Here is a 16,560-nt window from a genome sequence, read left to right as displayed (position 1 = left end):
GGGATGGGAGAAGCGATGGCGTGGGACACTGAGGCGACGAAGGCGAAGATCCTGGACGCCGCAGTCACGGAGTTCGCTGCACACGGACCCGACGGGACCACCGTCGACCGGATCTCGCGACGTGCCGGCGTGAACAAGGAGCGGATCTACAACTACTACGGCGGCAAGCAGAAGCTCTTCGCCCGTGTGCTGTGGGTCGAGCTGGAGCGTGTCGCCGCGGACCTTCCCGTCGACGTCGATGACCTGGGGGAGTTCGCCGGACGCACCTACGACTACCACCGGAACCATCCGCAGTTGAGCCGGCTGCTGCGGTGGGAGGGGCTGGCTGTGGACACGCTCTTCGCTGACGGCGTCCCCGACGAGGAAGGACGCACCGCCCACTACCGGGCGAAGGTGGAAGCCCTCGCCGCCGGTCAGCGCGCCGGGAAGGTCACCGACGACATGGACGCCGACCACCTCATGTTCCTGGTGCTGTCCCTGGCAGGCTGGTGGGCGACGGTGCCGCAGGTGGCGCGGATGATGACCGGTGCGGATGAGAGTGACGCCGACGAGGATGCCCGGCGGCGGACGTCCGTGGTTGAGGCGGTGCGGCGTATGGTGCTGCCGACGGGAAGGAACTGAGCTGAGTTACGCGGAGATCGCCTTCGACGGGTTCGTCAAGGCCAGGCAGGAGGCCCGGGGTGTCGGCAACCGGGTGGACACCTCCGGGGCGTCCGGCAGTGAGCTCGACCCGAGGGACACGAAGCTGATCCGTCAGGCGCGGATGTTCATGATGTCCACCGTCACCGGCACCGGCTGGCCGTACGTGCAGCACAAGGGTGGCCCGGCGGGGTTCGTGAAGGTGCGGACGGTCGGTGGGCGGTCGCAGCTGATGTTCCCGGACTTCGCGGGCAACCGGCAGTTCGTCACCGCCGGGAACCTCGACCGGGACGACCGGGTGTGCCTGTTCTTCGTGGACTTCACGACGCGGTCCCGGGTGAAGGTCTTCGGGCATGCGCACACCACCGAGGATCCGGAGATCATCGAGCAGCTCCGGGATCTTAAGGACGCGCGGATCACCTCGGTGATCGAGCGTGCGGTGGTGGTCGACGTCGTGGCGTCCGACGCGAACTGCTCGAAACAGATCACCCCACGGTGGACGCGGGAGGAGGTCGAGGAGCGCATCGACCTGTACCGGAAGGACATCGCCGAGCGGGACGCCCGGATCGCGGAGCTGGAGGCGCAGCTGGCGGAGGCTGGGCGTGGCTGAAAGGACTTTTCCGCGGAAGTGAGGAAACCATCCACGGGGCGTCCTCGGTCGGCATACCATTATCTCTGTGCTGAAACCATCCCCCCGCCAGCTGAAGTTCGTCCTCAACTTCTTCCCGCCCTACGTCGGCTCCGGCATCCGCATGAAGTACATCGCGACGGACGGTTCGCGGGTCGTCACCACCCACCGGCCGCGCCGGGTCAACGCGAACCTCGTCGGCTCCGCCTTCGGTGGCACGATCCAGACCATGACCGACGGGTTCTACCTGTTCATGGGGCTAACGCGTCTCGGCGGGGACTACAACGTGTGGGACGCGGAGTCCCACGTCACCTACCTCAAGCCCGGCCGCGGGAAGATCACCGCGGACATGCGCACCGATGACGCCACCTTCGACCTCATCCGTCAGAAGACCGCGGACGGGGAGAAGCACCTGCACTGGTTCACCACGGACATCACCGACGGGGCGGGCGATGTGGTGGCCACCGTGCGCAGTCGAGTGTACTTCCGGCTCAAGGAGCGGGCGCGTCCGCAGCTGGTGTGAGTGGCTTGGAGCTGTCGCCCAGCTCCCACTGTCCTTCAGTAAGTAACTCCCCAGGTCGGTCGAACCAACCTGGGGAGTTGCCTACTGAAGGGAAGTGACGGGGCTACCGCACCTCGTACTGGCGGGCCTGGTCGGTCACGCCGGCGAAGCGGAACGGACCGGCGGTGACCTTCGGGGTGACCTGGTCGTCACTGGTGCCGTGCGGGGCGGTGTGCAGGGCGCGGTACTCGGCGATGCTCACCGGCACACGCTGGTCCAGCAGCTTCTCCGCCCGGGCCGGGTTGCGGCGGGCGAGGTAGCCCGGCTGCACCACACCGGTGAAGAACTCGGACACACAGCCGGAACCGTAGCTGAACAGTCCGATGCGGCGTCCTTCGAGGGAATCGTCGTGGTCGAGCAGCGAGGTCAGACCCGAGTAGATCGAGGCGGTGTAGCTGTTGCCGAGGCGACGGTTGTAGATGGAGCCGGTGGTCAGGCCGGTGTCGCGGCCGTCGGGCTCGTCACCCGGGTTCAGCGCCGTGCTGATCTCCTCCCCGGTGACCTCGCGCAGCCGCTGCTGCGCCTTCTTCGCCATCTTCGTGTACGGCTGGTGGTACAGGATCCGGTCGATGTCGGCGATGGCGGGACCGCCGTTGGCCTCCAGGTCCTTCCACGCACCGGTGAGGGCGTCGAGGTAGGCGCCGACCGAGAGGTGGCCGTCGACCACGGCGGTGGTCGAGTCGTTCGGACGCCAGAAGTCGTCGACATCGATGGTGGAGATACCGTTGGCCTGCTCGATCTCGAGTACATCCGGATCGGCGGAGATCAGCATGGCGACCGCGCCGGCACCCTGCGTCGGCTCACCGGGGGAGTCCAGCTCGTAGCGGGCGTTGTCGCTGGTGATGACGAGGACGCGCTCCTCGGGGCTGCGGGCGACGATGCCCACGGCGGCCTGCAGCGCGGCGGTTCCGCCGTAGCAGGCCTGCTTCATCTCGACGACGCGGACGTTGCTCGGCAGGCCCAGCAGGCGCAGCGCGGCGACGCCGGCGGCCTTCGACTGGTCCACACCGCTCTCGGTGGCGAACAGCAGGGTGCGGATGCCCTCGGTACCGTTGCGCTCCAGCAGGGGGAGGGCGGCGGCCGCACCCATGGTGACGATGTCCTCGTCCTCGGAGAGGACGCTCATCTGGGACTGGCCGAGGCCCAGAATGTACTTGCCGGGGGCGACGCCGGAGAATTCGGCGAGGTCAGCGAGTTCGACGACATGATGGCCCGTGGCCATCTCCAGGTCGTGGATACCGATTGAGGTCATGGTTCTCGCCTTTCTAACGTTCCATGGAGAGGTGGGTGGACATCAGTTCGCCGGGGTTGGTCTGTGCGGCGAGCAGGGACAGTTCACCGCAGAGTACGGCAGCGGCGATGAGGGACGCCAGACGTCGTGAATTGGCCCCGATCTCGCGGTCCTCGCGGCAGCCGACGCGCTCAAGAGCGGCGGTGACATCGGGCAGATGCTTACCGCTGCCGACGGTACCGACGATGATGTTGGGGAGGGTACAGGAGAAGTAGAGTCCGTCCTCGCGTGCCTCGGCGTAGGTGATGCCCTGGGAACCTTCGACGATGTTCGCGGCGTCCTGCCCGGTCGCCAGGAAGAAGCCCAGCAGCATATTCGCGTAGTGGGCGTTGGAGGAGCGCAGCGCGCCGGCGATGGTGGACCCGACGAGGTTCTTGCGGACGACCAGGTCCTCCAGTGCGGACGCCGTGGTGCGCAGGCGGCGCTCGACGACCTCGTGGGGGAGGAAGATCTCGGCGATGACGTTCTTGCCGCGACCGAGGATGCCGTTGACGGCGGTGGCCTTCTTGTCGCTGCAGAAGTTGCCGGAGACCGAGCCGTAGTCGAGGCCGAGGTTCCAGGACAGGATGCGCTCCATCAGGGCATCCGCGGCCTTGGTGACCATGTTGTGGCCTGAGGCGTCGCCCGGGTTGAGCTCGAAACGTACGTAGAGCAGGTTGCCGACGATCTCGGTGTGCAGGTCCACCAGACGGCCGTGGCTGGTGGTGGATGCGACGGCGTCCCGCAGATCGTCGATGCGGTCGACGATGACACGCGACGCGGCGAAGGCGACGGCACCGTTGTCGGCGACGAAGAGGACCGAGCGGGTCATGCATTCGCTCACGACGGTGGTCGTGATCCCCGTGGAAATTTCCCGGGAGATGCTCGCGCCCCGGCCGACCGAGGGCCACAACGGGGTCTCGAAGGTCGCCAGCGGGACCTCGACCTCCTCGTAGGCGTCCCCGCTGGTGAAAGCGTTTCCACTGATACGCAGCGGCCCCACCCACTGGGTGGGGATGGCGGTCGTCGTCGGCTCTGGTCGGTTCAAGTCAGGTCTTTCTTGCGCAGTCGGGCGGTCGGGATCTACTTCACAGTAGGTTACCTGTCGCCGCTGACCCCGTTGCAGGATCCCCTTTCAGAGTGGTCGTTCCAGCGCTAGCAGCAGCTTCTTGGCGTCGGAACCTCCGAGGTAACCGCCGATGCCGCCGTCGGAGCGCAGCACGCGGTGGCACGGGATGACCAGCGGGAGAGGATTGGTCGCACACGCCGTACCGACCGCACGGACGGCGTTCGGGTTGCCGACGGACTCAGCGACTTCCTTGTAGGTACGGGTCTCGCCGTAGGGGATGTCGCGCAGGGCGCTCTGGACGGTCCGGTGGAATGTCTGTCCCGGCAGGGACAGGGGCAGGTCGAAGTCGCGCCGGGTACCGGCGAAGTACTCGGCGAGCTGGGTGGCGGCGTCCTCGAGGACCGAGGAGGTTCCCTCGGTGACACCCTCCCCGGTCAGGGAGTCCAGGACATCCTCGAAACCCTCGCAGGCGAAGGCGATGCGTACCAGGCCGTCCGGGGAGGACGCCAGGAGCAGCGGGCCGATGGGGGAGTCGACCGTGCGGTAGGTGACTGCAGACATGACTCCACGCTAGTCGGTGGGGAACACATCGACTACCGGTGGTTGTCCGGGCCGGTGACCACCTAGAATCCGGTGGCATGGACTCCGCGCCCACCGTCACCCAGATCCGCGACCGGCTCGGCTTCCCCGCCGACCTGGGGTGCGGGTTCCTCGAATCCGGCCAGACCGGGTCGCGCACCGGGGAGGCGCTGAGGGTGGACGCCGGTGCCCCCGGACTCGACGGCTTCAGTTTCACCACTGTCGGACGCGTCGTCATTGTCGAGGCGCACCTGCCCGACGGTGGCAACATCTCCGTCGCCACCAGCGCGGACGCACTCGACAGCATCGACTGCACCCGGTCCTGGCGACTGCACCGTCTGGCCGAATCGGTGGCGGAGGACGGGGCGTCCGCCGTCTCCGACCTCGACAATCTGCGGGAGAGCGTCCGGCAGTTCCGGGCCTACGCCACCCCGTGGTGGGCGGTGACCGTCGGTACGACGATGCTCGCCTTCGTCGTCGCCATGCAGGTCGGTGTGGCCTGGCAGGCGTGGGTGACCGCCAGCGTGGTCCAGGTGGTCACCGCGATCGCCGGCCAGCTGTTCGGCCGCTTCAACATGCCGCAGGTCTTCACGGTCGCTCTCCAGGCCACCCTCGCCGGTGCCGTGGCGACGGCGCTGGTGGAGGCAGGGATCGTCGATCCGGTGGGAGCGGCTGCGGCCATCGCGGTGAACTGGCTGCTGCTCATCCCGTTGCCGCAGATCATCGGCGCGATGAACGACATCATCGAGGCCGACTACCTGTCGGCGGTGACCCGGTCCGGCAGCGTGGCGGTCACCGGTCTGGGCATCACCGTCGGTGGTGCGGTGACCTTCACACTCGGTGAGATCCTGCACATGGAGCACCCGCTGCTCGAGGACCTGCCCGGCCTGCCGTGGTATTTCGCCCTGGTGTTCTCGGCCCTGGGTGCGGTCGGAAACGCCTTCGCCAACGGTGGCTGGCTCAAGCTCGTGGGACCTGCGGCACTCATCGGACTCATCACGGGTGGGGTGAACCAGGCGATGACGACCGGGTTCGGGCTGGACACCCTGTGGGGGAACTCCGTGGCAGCGATCGTGCTCGGTGCGGTGAACGTGGTGATGGCGTCCCGCACCGGGTTCCCGCAGCACGTCTTCGCACTGCTGGGGATCACCGGTGCACTGCTGCCCGGTATCGCGGTGGTCTCCGGAATCCTGCTGCAGATGGGTGGCGCGTCCGGTACCGACCAGTTCCTCACCGCGGCGACGATCTCCGTGGCACTGGGTACAGGGTCGGCGTTCGGGGCGTTCGTGGCTGAACGCATCGGGGCGGCGTGGCAGCGTCGGCAATGACCATGGACATGGATCGTCACGCGGACGCGGAGTCGAGAGTGACACTTTCTGACGTGGTGGACTCGGTGGGCTCGTCGTCAGGCTCGTCCTCCGGTTTCTCGACCGGGACCGGTTCGAGGATCTTCCGGCGGATCGGGTGACCCGAGCTTCCACCGACGACGACCCAGCGTTCGCGCATGGCGGGTGCGGGCTCCTCGGCAGGTTCCTCGGTCGGTTCCTCGTCCGGACCCTCAGCAGGATCGTCCACGGTCGCTCCCTCCGGTGCCGGTGCACCGGCCGGAGTGACATCTCCGGTCCAGGCGTCCTTCACGATGGTGCGCGGGTCGTACTGCCGGACCTGCCGGTTCCACTCGGCGGTGTTGATCGATATCCCGAGCTCGGACTCCGCCTTCGCCTTCGACGCGGCGGTGAAGTCCCGGAAGCTCCGGATGAGTTCACCGAGTTTCGCGGCGTAGCGGGGCAGTCGTTCCGGGCCGATGACCACGGCGGCGATGATGCCGATGAGGATCAGTTTCTCGAGACTGAGACCGAGCATCTCAGATCACTCCTTTCAGTTCGGCGGCGAGCCGCCGGTCCTTCCTGCGGTCGTGGATCCAGGCGATACCCAGCGCCATGAGATACAGCAGGACCATGGGGACAACCAGCAGGAACATGGACATCAGGTCCGCCGCCGGGGTGACCAGTGCGCTGAAGATCACGATGCCGATCACCGCGACCCGCCAGCTGTGGGCGATGGTCCGTGCCGGAAGGATGCCCATGATGTTGAGCACCACGAGGAACACCGGGAGGGTGAACGCGACACCGGAGGCGAGGACCAGCTTGAGTACGAAGTCGAAGTAGGAGGACGCCTGCAGCAGGGTGCTGTCCTCGCTCGAGGCGAAACCGGTGAGCAGTTCCACCATTCGCGGGAAGATCAGGACGCCGACCGCGGCACCGGCGGCGAACAGGGGGAGGACGCCGGCGAGGAAGCCGAAGGTGTACTTCTTCTCCCTGCCGGTCAGCCCCGGGGCGACGTAGGCCAGCAGCTGGTGGAGCCAGACCGGACTCGACAGGGCGATACCGCCGTACAGGGCGATCTTGAGTTTCAGGTCGAAGGCGCCCGTGATGCTGTCGTAGTTGATCGACGCATTCCGGGTCTCGGCGATCTCGGTCACCGGGGCCCGGAGGATGTCCAGGACCGAGTCGGACAGGAGATAGGCGACGACCGCCGCGACCAGGAAGGCGAGGGCTGCACGGGACAGCCGCTTCTTCGCCTCCCGCAGGTGCCCGGACAGGGGCATTGCGGCAGTCCGCCCTGTGGCGCGCCGGGTGGTGCGTCCGGTGGTGGTCGTGGCGGTCGTGGTGGTCATGAGATCCGCTGCTCCTGTGTGTCGGTGGCGGTCGGCACGGCGGTGACGGTGGTCGCGGCCGGGGTGGTGACCGGGACGGCGACCGGCTCAACGGTGGTCACCACAGCGGTATCGGTGGTAACGGCGGCCTCGGCGGCTGCAGTGTTCTCGTCCTCGTTGACCTCCTTCTTGAGGATGCGGACGGACTGGCCGACACTCTTGGCCAGGCCGGGCAGCTTGGCTGCACCGAAGAGGAGGAAGACGATGGCGAGGATGACGACGGCGTGCATGCCGGTGAGATTGGCGAACATGATGGGCTCCTAAAGCTCAGTGGGTGGAAGGTGTCTCAGGCGTCTCTGGCGGCAGGACAACCTGGATATGTCGGTCAGTTGGTGGCGCCGGGGGACCCGGCCGGGGGCTCGCCGCCGGGGGCGCCCATGCCGCCCTCGCCGCCGGGGCCACCACCCATCGGGGCGTTGCCACCGGTGGGTTCGGTCGTGGTGTCGACACGGGCGGTGAGCGAGGCGATGTAGCCGGAGTCGACGTCACCGCTCATGGTGGCGAGCTGGGAAGCACCGGCGTCGTCGCCGAAGACGTTGTCCGATTCGAGAGTGACCTGCGACAGGTTCTCACTGGATCCCTCGTAGGCGTCAAGGGCGAACACGGCGTTGCACACGTCCTCCGGGATCGCGATCTGTGAGGTGGCGATCGCATTCTCCGAGTCGGTGATGTCCTCGACCGAGGGGTAGACCTCGAAGTGGATGTGCGGCCAGCGGCCGGTGTAGCAGGCAGGGACGATCGACGTGAAGGACACGGTGCCGTCGGCGTCGGCGACCTGCACACCACGCAGCCAGGTCTCGTCCTCGACTCCCTCGGAGTACATGGAGTAGAGGCCTTCGGCGTTGCAGTGCCAGGCGTAGACGGCGACGTTCTCGAAGGGGGCGTCGTCGTTGGCCATGTCGGTGACGGTGATGGAGAACTCCAGCGGCACACCGTCGACCGGGGCGTCCGCACCGATGGAGGAGCGGATGTCGGACCGCACGATGCCGGACTCCTCCAGCACGTCGGGGCCGTTGGACCCGTCGGCGGGATAGGGGCCGGCGGTCTCGTCGGGGATCTCGGCGTCCGGCAGGTCGGTGACGGCCGCAGTGGAGGACGCCGAGGAGGACGCCGGGGTCGTGGCGACCGAGGACGAGGATCCGTCGGAGCAGGCTGCCAGGGCGACGGCTCCGACTCCGGCCGCGCCGACGCCGAGGAGGGTGCGGCGGGTCATCAGGGTGCGAATGTCGAAGGCGGGACCCTGGTCGACGACGTCCTCGTCGGGACGGTCGAGGAGGCGTCCTTCGAAGGCGGGGCCTTCGGGGGTCTGGATGGGCTCGGGGCTGTTGGACGTGCTCATGGAAGTCACTCCTTGGGGTCGGTGGATCGGATGACACTCAGTCTTGTCGGCACGCAACCCCGGCACATCGCCCATCCGCAGACACCCCGTACCGCAGGCAGGGTATTCGTCACGTACCGCGTCCGGGGTACGTCCGCCCGGGTGCTAGCCTCAGACGACGATGACGAACCCACGTGCCGAGGCCGCCTACCGCCATGCCTCGGCGGCCTTCCGCAACCCCACCCTCGATCTGCTGCACGGTCGTTACGCGCCCTTCGTGATCGCGGCATTGTCCCTGGTCTTCACCGCGGAACGTCCCACCGTCACCGTGGCGGACGCCCATGTCGAGGTCGGCGACATCGCCGAGGCCCTGCGGGCGTCCGGTGAGGAGAATCTCCCGGTCGGCACCGGCCGTGAGATCTGCCGGTACTGGGTGCGTGTCGGCTGGCTCGTCCCGCACATCGACGACAGTTCCGGCACCGGCACCGAGGTCTACAGGCTCTCCGCCCAGGCGGTCAGCGCCCTGGAGATCGCCGGCCGTGCCGGTGGTCGGGTGAGGGTGTCGCGGTCCCGAATGCGGACGCTCCTCGACTCGATCGACCAGCTCGTTTCCGACTCCGAGACCGACCCTGAGACCCGCCGGGTCACCCTCCTTGCGGAGCGGGACGCCTTGGACGCGCAGCTCTCCCGGCTGGAGGCCGGTGAGGTCGAGCCGGTGGATGACGACCAGCTGCTGGAGGAAGCGGAGAACGTCCTCCACCTCTCCCGGGAACTGCCCGCCGACTTCGTGAGGGTGGCGGAGTCCATCAACGAGATGCAGCGCGATGTGGTCGCCGACCTGCGTCGGGACGTGCGTCCGGCCGGCGAGGTGCTGCGCGAGTACCTCCACCGCGGTCAGCACGTCATGGACGCCACCCCGGAGGGACGAGCCTTCGCCGGCGCCCTGGAGCTCATCGGCGAACCCGAGCACATCGACCGGCTCACCGACCAGCTGCAGAACCTGCTCGCCCAGCCGTTCGCCCGGCATCTGCCGGTGACGCAGCAGCACGACCTCGCCGCCGTCGCACACCGTGTCGAGCAGGGGGTGACTGAGGTACTCACCGCCCAACGACGGGCGTCCCACGTCATCACCGCCCAGGTCAGGACGCACGATCCGGTGCGAGACCGGGAGGTCGACGACCTGCTGCGCACGGTGATGTCCGGGCTGCAGTCCTGGATGCCGCAGTCCAGTAGGGGCGACCGGGTCGATCCGCTGCGCAGTTTCCCGGCGGCGAAGGTCGGCGCGCTGCGTCGCAACCTCAATGACCTGCAGCCCGAGTCCGCACCCGAGCCGCTGCACGCTTCCGAGGAGGCCCCGGAGTTCGAGGGCACCGAGGGTCGCGAGTGGGGCGGGCCGCGCTACGAGGACCTGGAGAACTACATCGGGTCGAGAGCGGACGCCGATTTCGATCTCGCGGAGGCCTTCGCACATCTCGCGGCGCCCGCCAGAAGGCCCGTCGACCTGCTCGGGCTGCTGGAGATCGCCCACCGCAACGGCATGGTCGAGACCGGGGACATCGCCACCGTCGAGGCGCGGCGTCCTGACGGGACCGTCAGGCGCTTCGCCTTCGGCGACGTGACAGCAGGAACCACCGGCACCACCACAGGACAGGAGAACACCGATGACTGACCCCTTCGTCACCCCGGTCGCCATGGAGGAGGACCTCGACGGGTGCTTCGCCGGCGACCGCGGCGTCCTCGATCCTGCGGTGCGACGGGTGCTGGTGCGCCTGCTGCAGCGGCGGTTCCTCAGTGCGGAGAAACACCCCGCGGACTGGACGGTGCTGCTGGACAACCAGCAGGTCATCGAGTCGCGGCTGCACGACCTCTTCGTCCGCCTCGTGGTGGACGCCGACCGTGGCCTGGCCTACAAGCAGCAGGTCCGTGCCGACGAGGCAGACGAGACCGCGGTCTCCGACATTCCGGTGCTGTTGCGCGACGAGGCCTACACCCGCGCCGAGACGCTGGTGCTGGTGTGTCTGCGCAGCGTGTGGCAGCGCGAGTCGACTGCCGGGGAACCGTCCGCCCGCGTCGATGTGGAGGAGGTCGAGCAGACCGTGCTGACCTACTTCACCGAGTCCGACGGTGACCTCGCCCGCCGGCAGAAAGCGGTGCGCCGCGCCCTGGAACGGTTGCGGCACGAGGGCATCGTCGAGGAGGAGACCGAGGGACGCTACCTCATCAGTCCGCTCATCGAGATCGTGCTCAGCGCGCAGAAGCTGCGGGAGCTCGCCGACTGGCTCAGCGCACAGACGGCACAGGCAGGAGAACTTCAGTGACCATGCTCGACACCCTCTTCGGTCTCATCCCTTCGGGGTCCCGCGGGCAGCAGTGGCTCGCCGGTGACCTGCAGCTGGTGAACTGGGGCGGCTATGACGGCGCGCACCGCGTCCGCTTCTCGCCCTCGGCGACACTGCTGTGCGGTGGGTCCGGTTCCGGCAAGTCCACGCTGATGGACGCCTACATCGCCCTGATGATGCCGCACACCACGCCGTTCAACGGGGCGTCCAACGGTGCGGTGTCCGGCCGTGCCCGGGGCGAGGACCAGCGCAACATCCTGTCCTACGGTCGCGGCAAAATCGACGAGACCCGTACCGAGCACGGCACGAGGGTGCGTGTGCTGCGCGGCGACGGGACAGACACCTGGACCGCCGTCGCCATGACCTGGGTCGACGCCAGTGGACCGATGGAGAAGCGGTTCACCGCGGTGCGTGCCTGGTATATCCCGGCCACCGCCCGCGTCCTCGATGACGCGGTGAAGGTCCGCGGCGTCATCGAGGGCGACTTCGACCTCACCGACCTGGAGGACGCCGCGTCCCGCCGTCTGTCGGACGCCGCCGTGCGCGCGACCGGGCTGGAGACGATGGCCACGGACCGCGAGTTCCTCGCAAGGATCCACGCGGTGCTCGGCATCGGTGCCGCCGGTGCGGGTACCAAGGCGATGAACCTGCTCGCCCGTATCCAGGCCGGCCAGCAGATCACCACCGTCGACGAACTGTACAAGCGCATGGTGCTCGAGGAGCCGGACACCTTCGCCACCGCGGACGCCGTGGTCGAGCACTTCGACGAGCTGGAGGGCACCCGGCTCCGGATGGTGACCGCCCAGCGGCAGGTCCGCGCACTGACCCCGCTGCGCGAGGCGCGGACCCGGATCGGGGACGCAGCCGAACGGCTCCGGCTGATCAAGGAGATCGGCCAGTTCCGGGACGACTCCTCGCCGGCCGCGATGTGGCGGACCTCCCGGCGGCTCGACCTGCTGCGCGCCGCTGAGGAGGAGCTGCGAAGCCAGGCGGTGGACGCCGAGTCCCTGGTCGCCACCCACACCGCCGCCGCCGAGGCCGCCGAGGCCGAGCGCGACAGCCTGATCCAGGTGCTGCGCAACTCCGGCGGTGACCGGCTGGAGACCGCCGAGCGGGAACTCGGGGCGGCGCGTCGGCGCTGCGAGCAGATCACCCGTACCCGCGAGAAGGTCGAGGAGGACCTGGTACCTCTGGGTGCTGTCGTGACCGACGAAGAGGCGTTCACCGCGCTGGTCGCGCAGGGGAAGTCCGCGTTGGCGGATCCCGAGGTCAAGGCGGGTGTCCGTGAGAACTACGCGGAGGCCCGGACCGCGGCGTCCGTCGCCCGTGCCCGGTGGAATGAGCTGGAGTCGGAGAAGAAAGCGACGGCTGAGCGTACCGACAACATCCCCGGGGAGCTGCACGCCGCGCGTGCCGCCCTGGCGGAGGCCGCTGGTCTGTCGGTCGATGAGCTGCCGTTCGTCGGTGAGCTTGTCGAGGTGCGCACCGAGTTCGAGCCCTGGCGGGAGGCCTTCAACCTGGCCCTCGGCGGGTTCGCGACGACGCTGCTCATCGACGAGACCGCTCTGCCGCAGTTCCGGGCGGCGATCAACCAGGTGCGGACCCGCATCCGCGTCCCCTTCGAGGGTGTGCAGACCAGGCAGGCCCGGATCACCTGTGACCCCCGGCAGCTGCCCGGCCGGCTCGACTACCGCGACACCCCCTTCACCGGGTGGCTGCAGGACCGCCTGGACCAGCGGTTCGGCTTCGTGTGCGTGGATTCCGCCGAGGAGCTCCGCGCCCACCGGTCGGCGCTGACGGTGTCCGGGCAGATGTCCCAGGGTGCCCGTGGTGCCCACGGCGGGCACGGCCGACGCAATGTGCTGGGCTTCTCCAGTCACCGGCGCGTCGATGAACTCGCCGGGGAGATCGCGGCGGCGAAGGCCGAGGTGGAGGCTGCGTCCTCCGAGGTCGCCGCTGCTGAGGCCGAGCTGGACGCGGTGGACGTGCGTCTGGCCGCCTACCGCCGGATCGTGGACCTGACCTGGGAGGAGATCGACGTCGCCACGGTCACCGACGAGGTCACCCGCTGGGAGGAGGCCGTCGAAGGTATCTCCGAGGGCAGCCCCGAGATCGCGGCGATGCAGAACCAGATCGCCGGACTGAAGGTGAAGATCCAGGGCCTGCAGGAGAAGACCGGCCGCGCCAAGGGTGAGCACCAGCACCTCATGGAGCGGTGGGACGCCGTCGCCGAGGAGATCGATGAGGCGGAGGTCGCACTGGATGAGGCGGCCGAGGCCGGGCGCGAACTCACCGGGGAACAGGACGCCTGGCTGCGCTCCCGGTTCACCGTCACCGACGGTGAGACCGGTGATCCGGCGGCGCGGCTGGCCCGTCTGGATGCGTCACTGGAGTCGGCGTCCCGCGTCCTCGAGGAGGACCGTGCCTCGGCGCAGACGACGCTGGCCGACCAGCGCGCGGCGGTGCGTCGGACGATGGAGTCCTTCCTGGACGCCTGGCCGAACCCGAACCTGCGGGCCGATCCCGATGCGTCGCTGAAGGACTTCGAGCGGATCCTCGACGACCTCGAGACCAGCGGGCTGCACCGGCTGGAAGGGGAGTGGAAGGAGAGCCTGCTGCGGCTGTCCGGCAACGACCTGACGAACCTGGACTCGACGCTGGGCCGGGCACTGCGCGAGATCCGTGAGCGGATCGAGCCGGTGAACCGGATCATGGCTGACCTGCCGTTCTACGACGACGACCACCGGCTGCAGATCACGCTGCGGGAGAACCAGTCCGAGGTGCGGCGCCGGTTCCGCAAGGAGCTGCGCGAGGTGCGTGCGCTCATCGGCGACGCCTCGACCGACGAGGAGCGTGCCGAGGTGTACCCGCGGATGGCGCGGCTCATCGACCGGATCCGCCGGGGCGCGCCGGACTACGCCTCGCTGGTGGACGTGCGTAACCATGTCCGCGTCAGTGCGGAGAAGATCACGGCTGTGTCCGGTGAGCATGTGGCGCTCTACGACCACATCGGTGAGAAGTCCGGTGGTGAGTCGCAGGAGCTCATCGCCTTCATCGTCGGCGCCGCGCTGCGCTACCAGCTGGGTGACGCCGATGCGGAGCGTCCCCGCTATGCGCCGGTGTTCCTCGATGAGGCGCTGATCAAGGCGGACGCGCACTTCACGGCCCGGGCGATCGGTGCGTGGCGTGGGCTCGGGTTCCAGCTTGTCATCGGTGCGCCGATCGACAAGTACAGTGCCATCGAGCCGCACATCGACGTGGAGTACGACATCCTCAAGGACACCTCCGGTCGCTCCTGGGCCAAGCCGAAGGTCGGCGTAGCGTAGCCGGGGCAGCTGGCGGATGTGGGGACCTGTTGTCCCTCGCCAGGTCGGGTGCGCTCCGTCGGTCTTGAACCGGCCCCCTGAAGTTGGAGTGCCTGACCCAGGTCTTTCTCCGGACATTGAGTTGTGGCGATGGCCCCCGGGAACGACTCGACCGGGTGGTCTGGTCCCAACAGACCACCCCCTCGGGTTGTATTCCGGCGCGGCTTCAGGGGCTTCACATCTGCGTCAGGCACGGATCGGGCGCATCGTGGCACAGTGCGGCCGATCCGTGCCTGACGCAGACCTGCTGCACGAGTGGTCAGTGTGGCGTACGGATCACCCCGTGGGGCCGCCACCTGACAGCATTCCTGACCTGTAGAAGCATGGGGATGAAACGCTCTCCGATGCGCCGGTGGGCCTGCGCGCCGGGGTGGAGCGGGGTGGAGATTGTCAGCGTAGGGGAATTGCCCGACATCCGCTGGTCCGAACAGGTCCAGTCCGTTGACGTAGGACAAATGGGGATCGTCGACCGAGCGCTGCTCGACCACCGCCGCGAGTTCCTCCCGCACCACCTCCAGAGTGAGCTTTCCGGCGTCGACCTCCGCCGGGTCCCCGGTGGCGACGAATTTCATCGTCCCGTCACTGAAATCCGGGGCCAACGGGCCGGGGGTCGATTCCTGGATCGGACAGTACACCGGGGACATCACGATCAGGGGAGTGTCCGGGTGCGCGTCCCGGATCGTGTCCAGGAACCCGTGGACCGCCGGGCCGGGCGCACGGCGGCGCATCAGGTCCGCGTTGACCAGGTTGATGCCGAGCTTCACGCTGATGATGTCGGCCTCCAGGCCCCGCTATCGTGCGGGCGACGAACGGGTCCAGCAGCGCACTGCCGCCCAGACCGAGGTTGTGGAGGTCGACGTCCGCAGCGTGTGCGGCGATGACCGGCCAGGTGCCGGTCGGGTGGGGCGCGTTCGACCCGTGGCTGACGGAACTGCTGCGGATCACCGGGTTGGACGCCGGCCGCGCGGCGGAGCTCGGACATGAGGCCCTGGCACGATCCGCCGTGGTAAAGCTGGGGGAGACGGATTGCGGTCGCGTTGCGGTGCTGCCACTGTCTCAGGTGGTGACGGTCGACAACCGTCCGTGGTTCTCAGACGTGCACCCCTCGGTGGATGTCGCTGCCCTGGCGGAGGACATCCGGACCGGCCACCGGCTGTCGATCACCTACCGACGCAGTGGTGAGGATGCTGCGGAGGAGCGACTGGTCGACCCGTACGGGCTGCGCGGCCGGGGTGGACGCTGGTATCTGGTTGCGGACCGGGACGGCACGCCCCGCCAGTACGCGGTCGAGAGGCTCGCGGCATGGACGGTTGTGGACGCACCGCGGAGACTTCGGTCAGGAGTGACGCTGGACTCGGTGGTGGAGCAGCTGGCCCGGAATCTGGAGCGGCCGCAGGAGACAGTCGTCGTCACCGCTGAACTGCACCGGGGACGGCTGGACATTGCACGGCGCATTCTCGGGTCGCGGATCATCGTGGTGGAGGGTGGTGCGGACCCGGACACCGTGAAGATCAGTGTGGAGTACACGGAGATCGGTGGAGTACGGCAACTGCTGCAGTTCGGGAACAGCATCGAGGTGACTGCACCGGAGGAGGCGCGGCGACTCGTGGTCGAGCTCGCCACGTCACTTCTCAGGCGTCAGGCGACCGGCGAACCAGCGTGAAACGCTTGGTCAGTGCCTCCGGGACAGAGTCTCAGTACCTGTGCAACAGGCTGTTGCACAGGCGCTCAGTCCATCAGCTCCCCCAGCTGACGGCCCACCTCGTCCGCCCACTTCGACGGGTGGAACTCGTACACGGTGTGGGTCGCCAGGCCGCTGCCGGCGAACGGGTCGCCGGCGATCGGAGCGTCCTGACGCGATGAAGATCCCGGCGGCGTACTGAGCGTCGAGCCAGATGACGTGGTCGGCGAGGGCGGTGTCGATCTCGTCGAGGGGCGGATGTAGTCGAGAATCACTGCGTACACCGGGACGAGGCTACGCCGTGAACTCTGAGATGCAGCAGGTGTACCGGAGGATCGGGTGGGAACTCGGGGGTCTCGACGGCTGAGGACGACCGGATCACCCCTGCCGCTCA

The 16,560-nt window shown here is 68.2% G+C and carries 16 protein-coding genes; 8 read left to right on the top strand and 8 right to left on the bottom strand.

Annotated elements, in window-relative coordinates; translation table 11 throughout:
- Window positions 1-15: 15 nt before the first annotated feature.
- The 3 genes from CVA01_RS00890 (at window position 16) to CVA01_RS00880 (ending at window position 1,790) form a co-directional block, all read left to right on the top strand.
- Complete coding sequence (locus CVA01_RS00890) at window positions 16-621, top strand: TetR/AcrR family transcriptional regulator (protein WP_141327897.1); 606 nt, start codon at window positions 16-18, stop codon at window positions 619-621.
- On the top strand, window positions 539-1,249 hold the full coding sequence (locus tag CVA01_RS00885) for a pyridoxamine 5'-phosphate oxidase family protein (RefSeq protein ID WP_244938071.1): 711 nt from the start codon (window positions 539-541) through the stop codon (window positions 1,247-1,249). The genes CVA01_RS00890 and CVA01_RS00885 overlap by 83 nt, the downstream gene beginning before the upstream one ends.
- Window positions 1,250-1,316: 67 nt before the next feature.
- The gene (locus CVA01_RS00880) at window positions 1,317-1,790 is read left to right on the top strand and encodes a PaaI family thioesterase (RefSeq protein ID WP_141327895.1); all 474 of its coding nucleotides are present in this window, start codon (window positions 1,317-1,319) and stop codon (window positions 1,788-1,790) included.
- A 103-nt stretch (window positions 1,791-1,893) separates the two neighbouring features.
- On the opposite strand, the gene CVA01_RS00875 is transcribed toward CVA01_RS00880, so the two are convergent.
- The 3 genes from CVA01_RS00875 to CVA01_RS00865 form a co-directional block, all read right to left on the bottom strand.
- Window positions 1,894-3,081 (bottom strand): hydroxymethylglutaryl-CoA synthase, encoded by a 1,188-nt coding sequence (locus tag CVA01_RS00875; RefSeq protein WP_141327893.1) that lies wholly within the window; start codon window positions 3,079-3,081, stop codon window positions 1,894-1,896.
- A 13-nt stretch (window positions 3,082-3,094) separates the two neighbouring features.
- Complete coding sequence (locus CVA01_RS00870) at window positions 3,095-4,147, bottom strand: hydroxymethylglutaryl-coenzyme A reductase family protein (RefSeq protein WP_141327891.1); 1,053 nt, start codon at window positions 4,145-4,147, stop codon at window positions 3,095-3,097.
- Between the two features lie 87 nt (window positions 4,148-4,234).
- Complete coding sequence (locus CVA01_RS00865) at window positions 4,235-4,729, bottom strand: methylated-DNA--[protein]-cysteine S-methyltransferase (RefSeq protein WP_141327889.1); 495 nt, start codon at window positions 4,727-4,729, stop codon at window positions 4,235-4,237.
- A gap of 77 nt (window positions 4,730-4,806) precedes the next feature.
- Between CVA01_RS00865 and CVA01_RS00860 the strand changes: the two genes are divergently transcribed.
- On the top strand, window positions 4,807-6,075 hold the full coding sequence (locus tag CVA01_RS00860) for a threonine/serine exporter family protein (protein WP_141327887.1): 1,269 nt from the start codon (window positions 4,807-4,809) through the stop codon (window positions 6,073-6,075).
- 16 nt (window positions 6,076-6,091) lie between these two features.
- On the opposite strand, the gene CVA01_RS00855 is transcribed toward CVA01_RS00860, so the two are convergent.
- From CVA01_RS00855 to CVA01_RS00840, 4 genes are all read right to left on the bottom strand, one after another.
- Window positions 6,092-6,610 carry a Sec-independent protein translocase subunit TatA/TatB gene (locus CVA01_RS00855; protein ID WP_141327885.1) on the bottom strand — a complete coding sequence of 173 codons (519 nt, stop codon included), beginning with the start codon at window positions 6,608-6,610 and terminating at the stop codon, window positions 6,092-6,094.
- Window position 6,611: 1 nt separating this feature from the next.
- Window positions 6,612-7,424, bottom strand: a complete 813-nt coding sequence (gene tatC, locus CVA01_RS00850) for a twin-arginine translocase subunit TatC (protein ID WP_218024545.1) — start codon at window positions 7,422-7,424, stop codon at window positions 6,612-6,614.
- The gene (gene tatA, locus CVA01_RS00845) at window positions 7,421-7,714 is read right to left on the bottom strand and encodes a twin-arginine translocase TatA/TatE family subunit (RefSeq protein WP_141327883.1); all 294 of its coding nucleotides are present in this window, start codon (window positions 7,712-7,714) and stop codon (window positions 7,421-7,423) included. Before tatA ends, tatC begins: the two co-directional genes overlap by 4 nt.
- Before the next feature lie 74 nt (window positions 7,715-7,788).
- The gene (locus CVA01_RS00840; protein WP_141327881.1) at window positions 7,789-8,802 is read right to left on the bottom strand and encodes an intradiol ring-cleavage dioxygenase; all 1,014 of its coding nucleotides are present in this window, start codon (window positions 8,800-8,802) and stop codon (window positions 7,789-7,791) included.
- A gap of 160 nt (window positions 8,803-8,962) precedes the next feature.
- On the opposite strand from CVA01_RS00840, the gene CVA01_RS00835 reads away from it, so the two are divergent.
- From CVA01_RS00835 to CVA01_RS00815, 4 genes are all read left to right on the top strand, one after another.
- Window positions 8,963-10,450, top strand: a complete 1,488-nt coding sequence (locus tag CVA01_RS00835) for a DUF3375 domain-containing protein (RefSeq protein ID WP_141327879.1) — start codon at window positions 8,963-8,965, stop codon at window positions 10,448-10,450.
- The gene (locus CVA01_RS00830) at window positions 10,443-11,099 is read left to right on the top strand and encodes a DUF4194 domain-containing protein (protein WP_073883945.1); all 657 of its coding nucleotides are present in this window, start codon (window positions 10,443-10,445) and stop codon (window positions 11,097-11,099) included. The genes CVA01_RS00835 and CVA01_RS00830 overlap by 8 nt, the downstream gene beginning before the upstream one ends.
- A 2-nt stretch (window positions 11,100-11,101) precedes the next feature.
- A complete protein-coding gene (locus CVA01_RS00825) occupies window positions 11,102-14,446 on the top strand; it encodes an ATP-binding protein (RefSeq protein ID WP_244938070.1) in 3,345 nt (1,114 codons plus the stop codon).
- 916 nt (window positions 14,447-15,362) lie between these two features.
- Window positions 15,363-16,148, top strand: a complete 786-nt coding sequence (locus CVA01_RS00815) for a helix-turn-helix transcriptional regulator (RefSeq protein WP_141327875.1) — start codon at window positions 15,363-15,365, stop codon at window positions 16,146-16,148.
- A gap of 65 nt (window positions 16,149-16,213) precedes the next feature.
- Here the strand turns inward: CVA01_RS00815 and CVA01_RS00810 are convergent, their stop codons facing one another.
- Window positions 16,214-16,450: a hypothetical protein gene (locus tag CVA01_RS00810; protein ID WP_218024544.1), complete on the bottom strand. Its 237-nt coding sequence runs from the start codon at window positions 16,448-16,450 to the stop codon at window positions 16,214-16,216.
- Between the last annotated feature and the right edge of the window lie 110 nt (window positions 16,451-16,560).

The sequence above is a fragment of the Corynebacterium variabile genome, from assembly GCF_006539825.1.
GTDB lineage: Bacteria > Actinomycetota > Actinomycetes > Mycobacteriales > Mycobacteriaceae > Corynebacterium > Corynebacterium variabile.
Note: the sequence above shows the minus strand (reverse complement) of the source record. Positions and strands in the feature narration are given on the sequence as shown.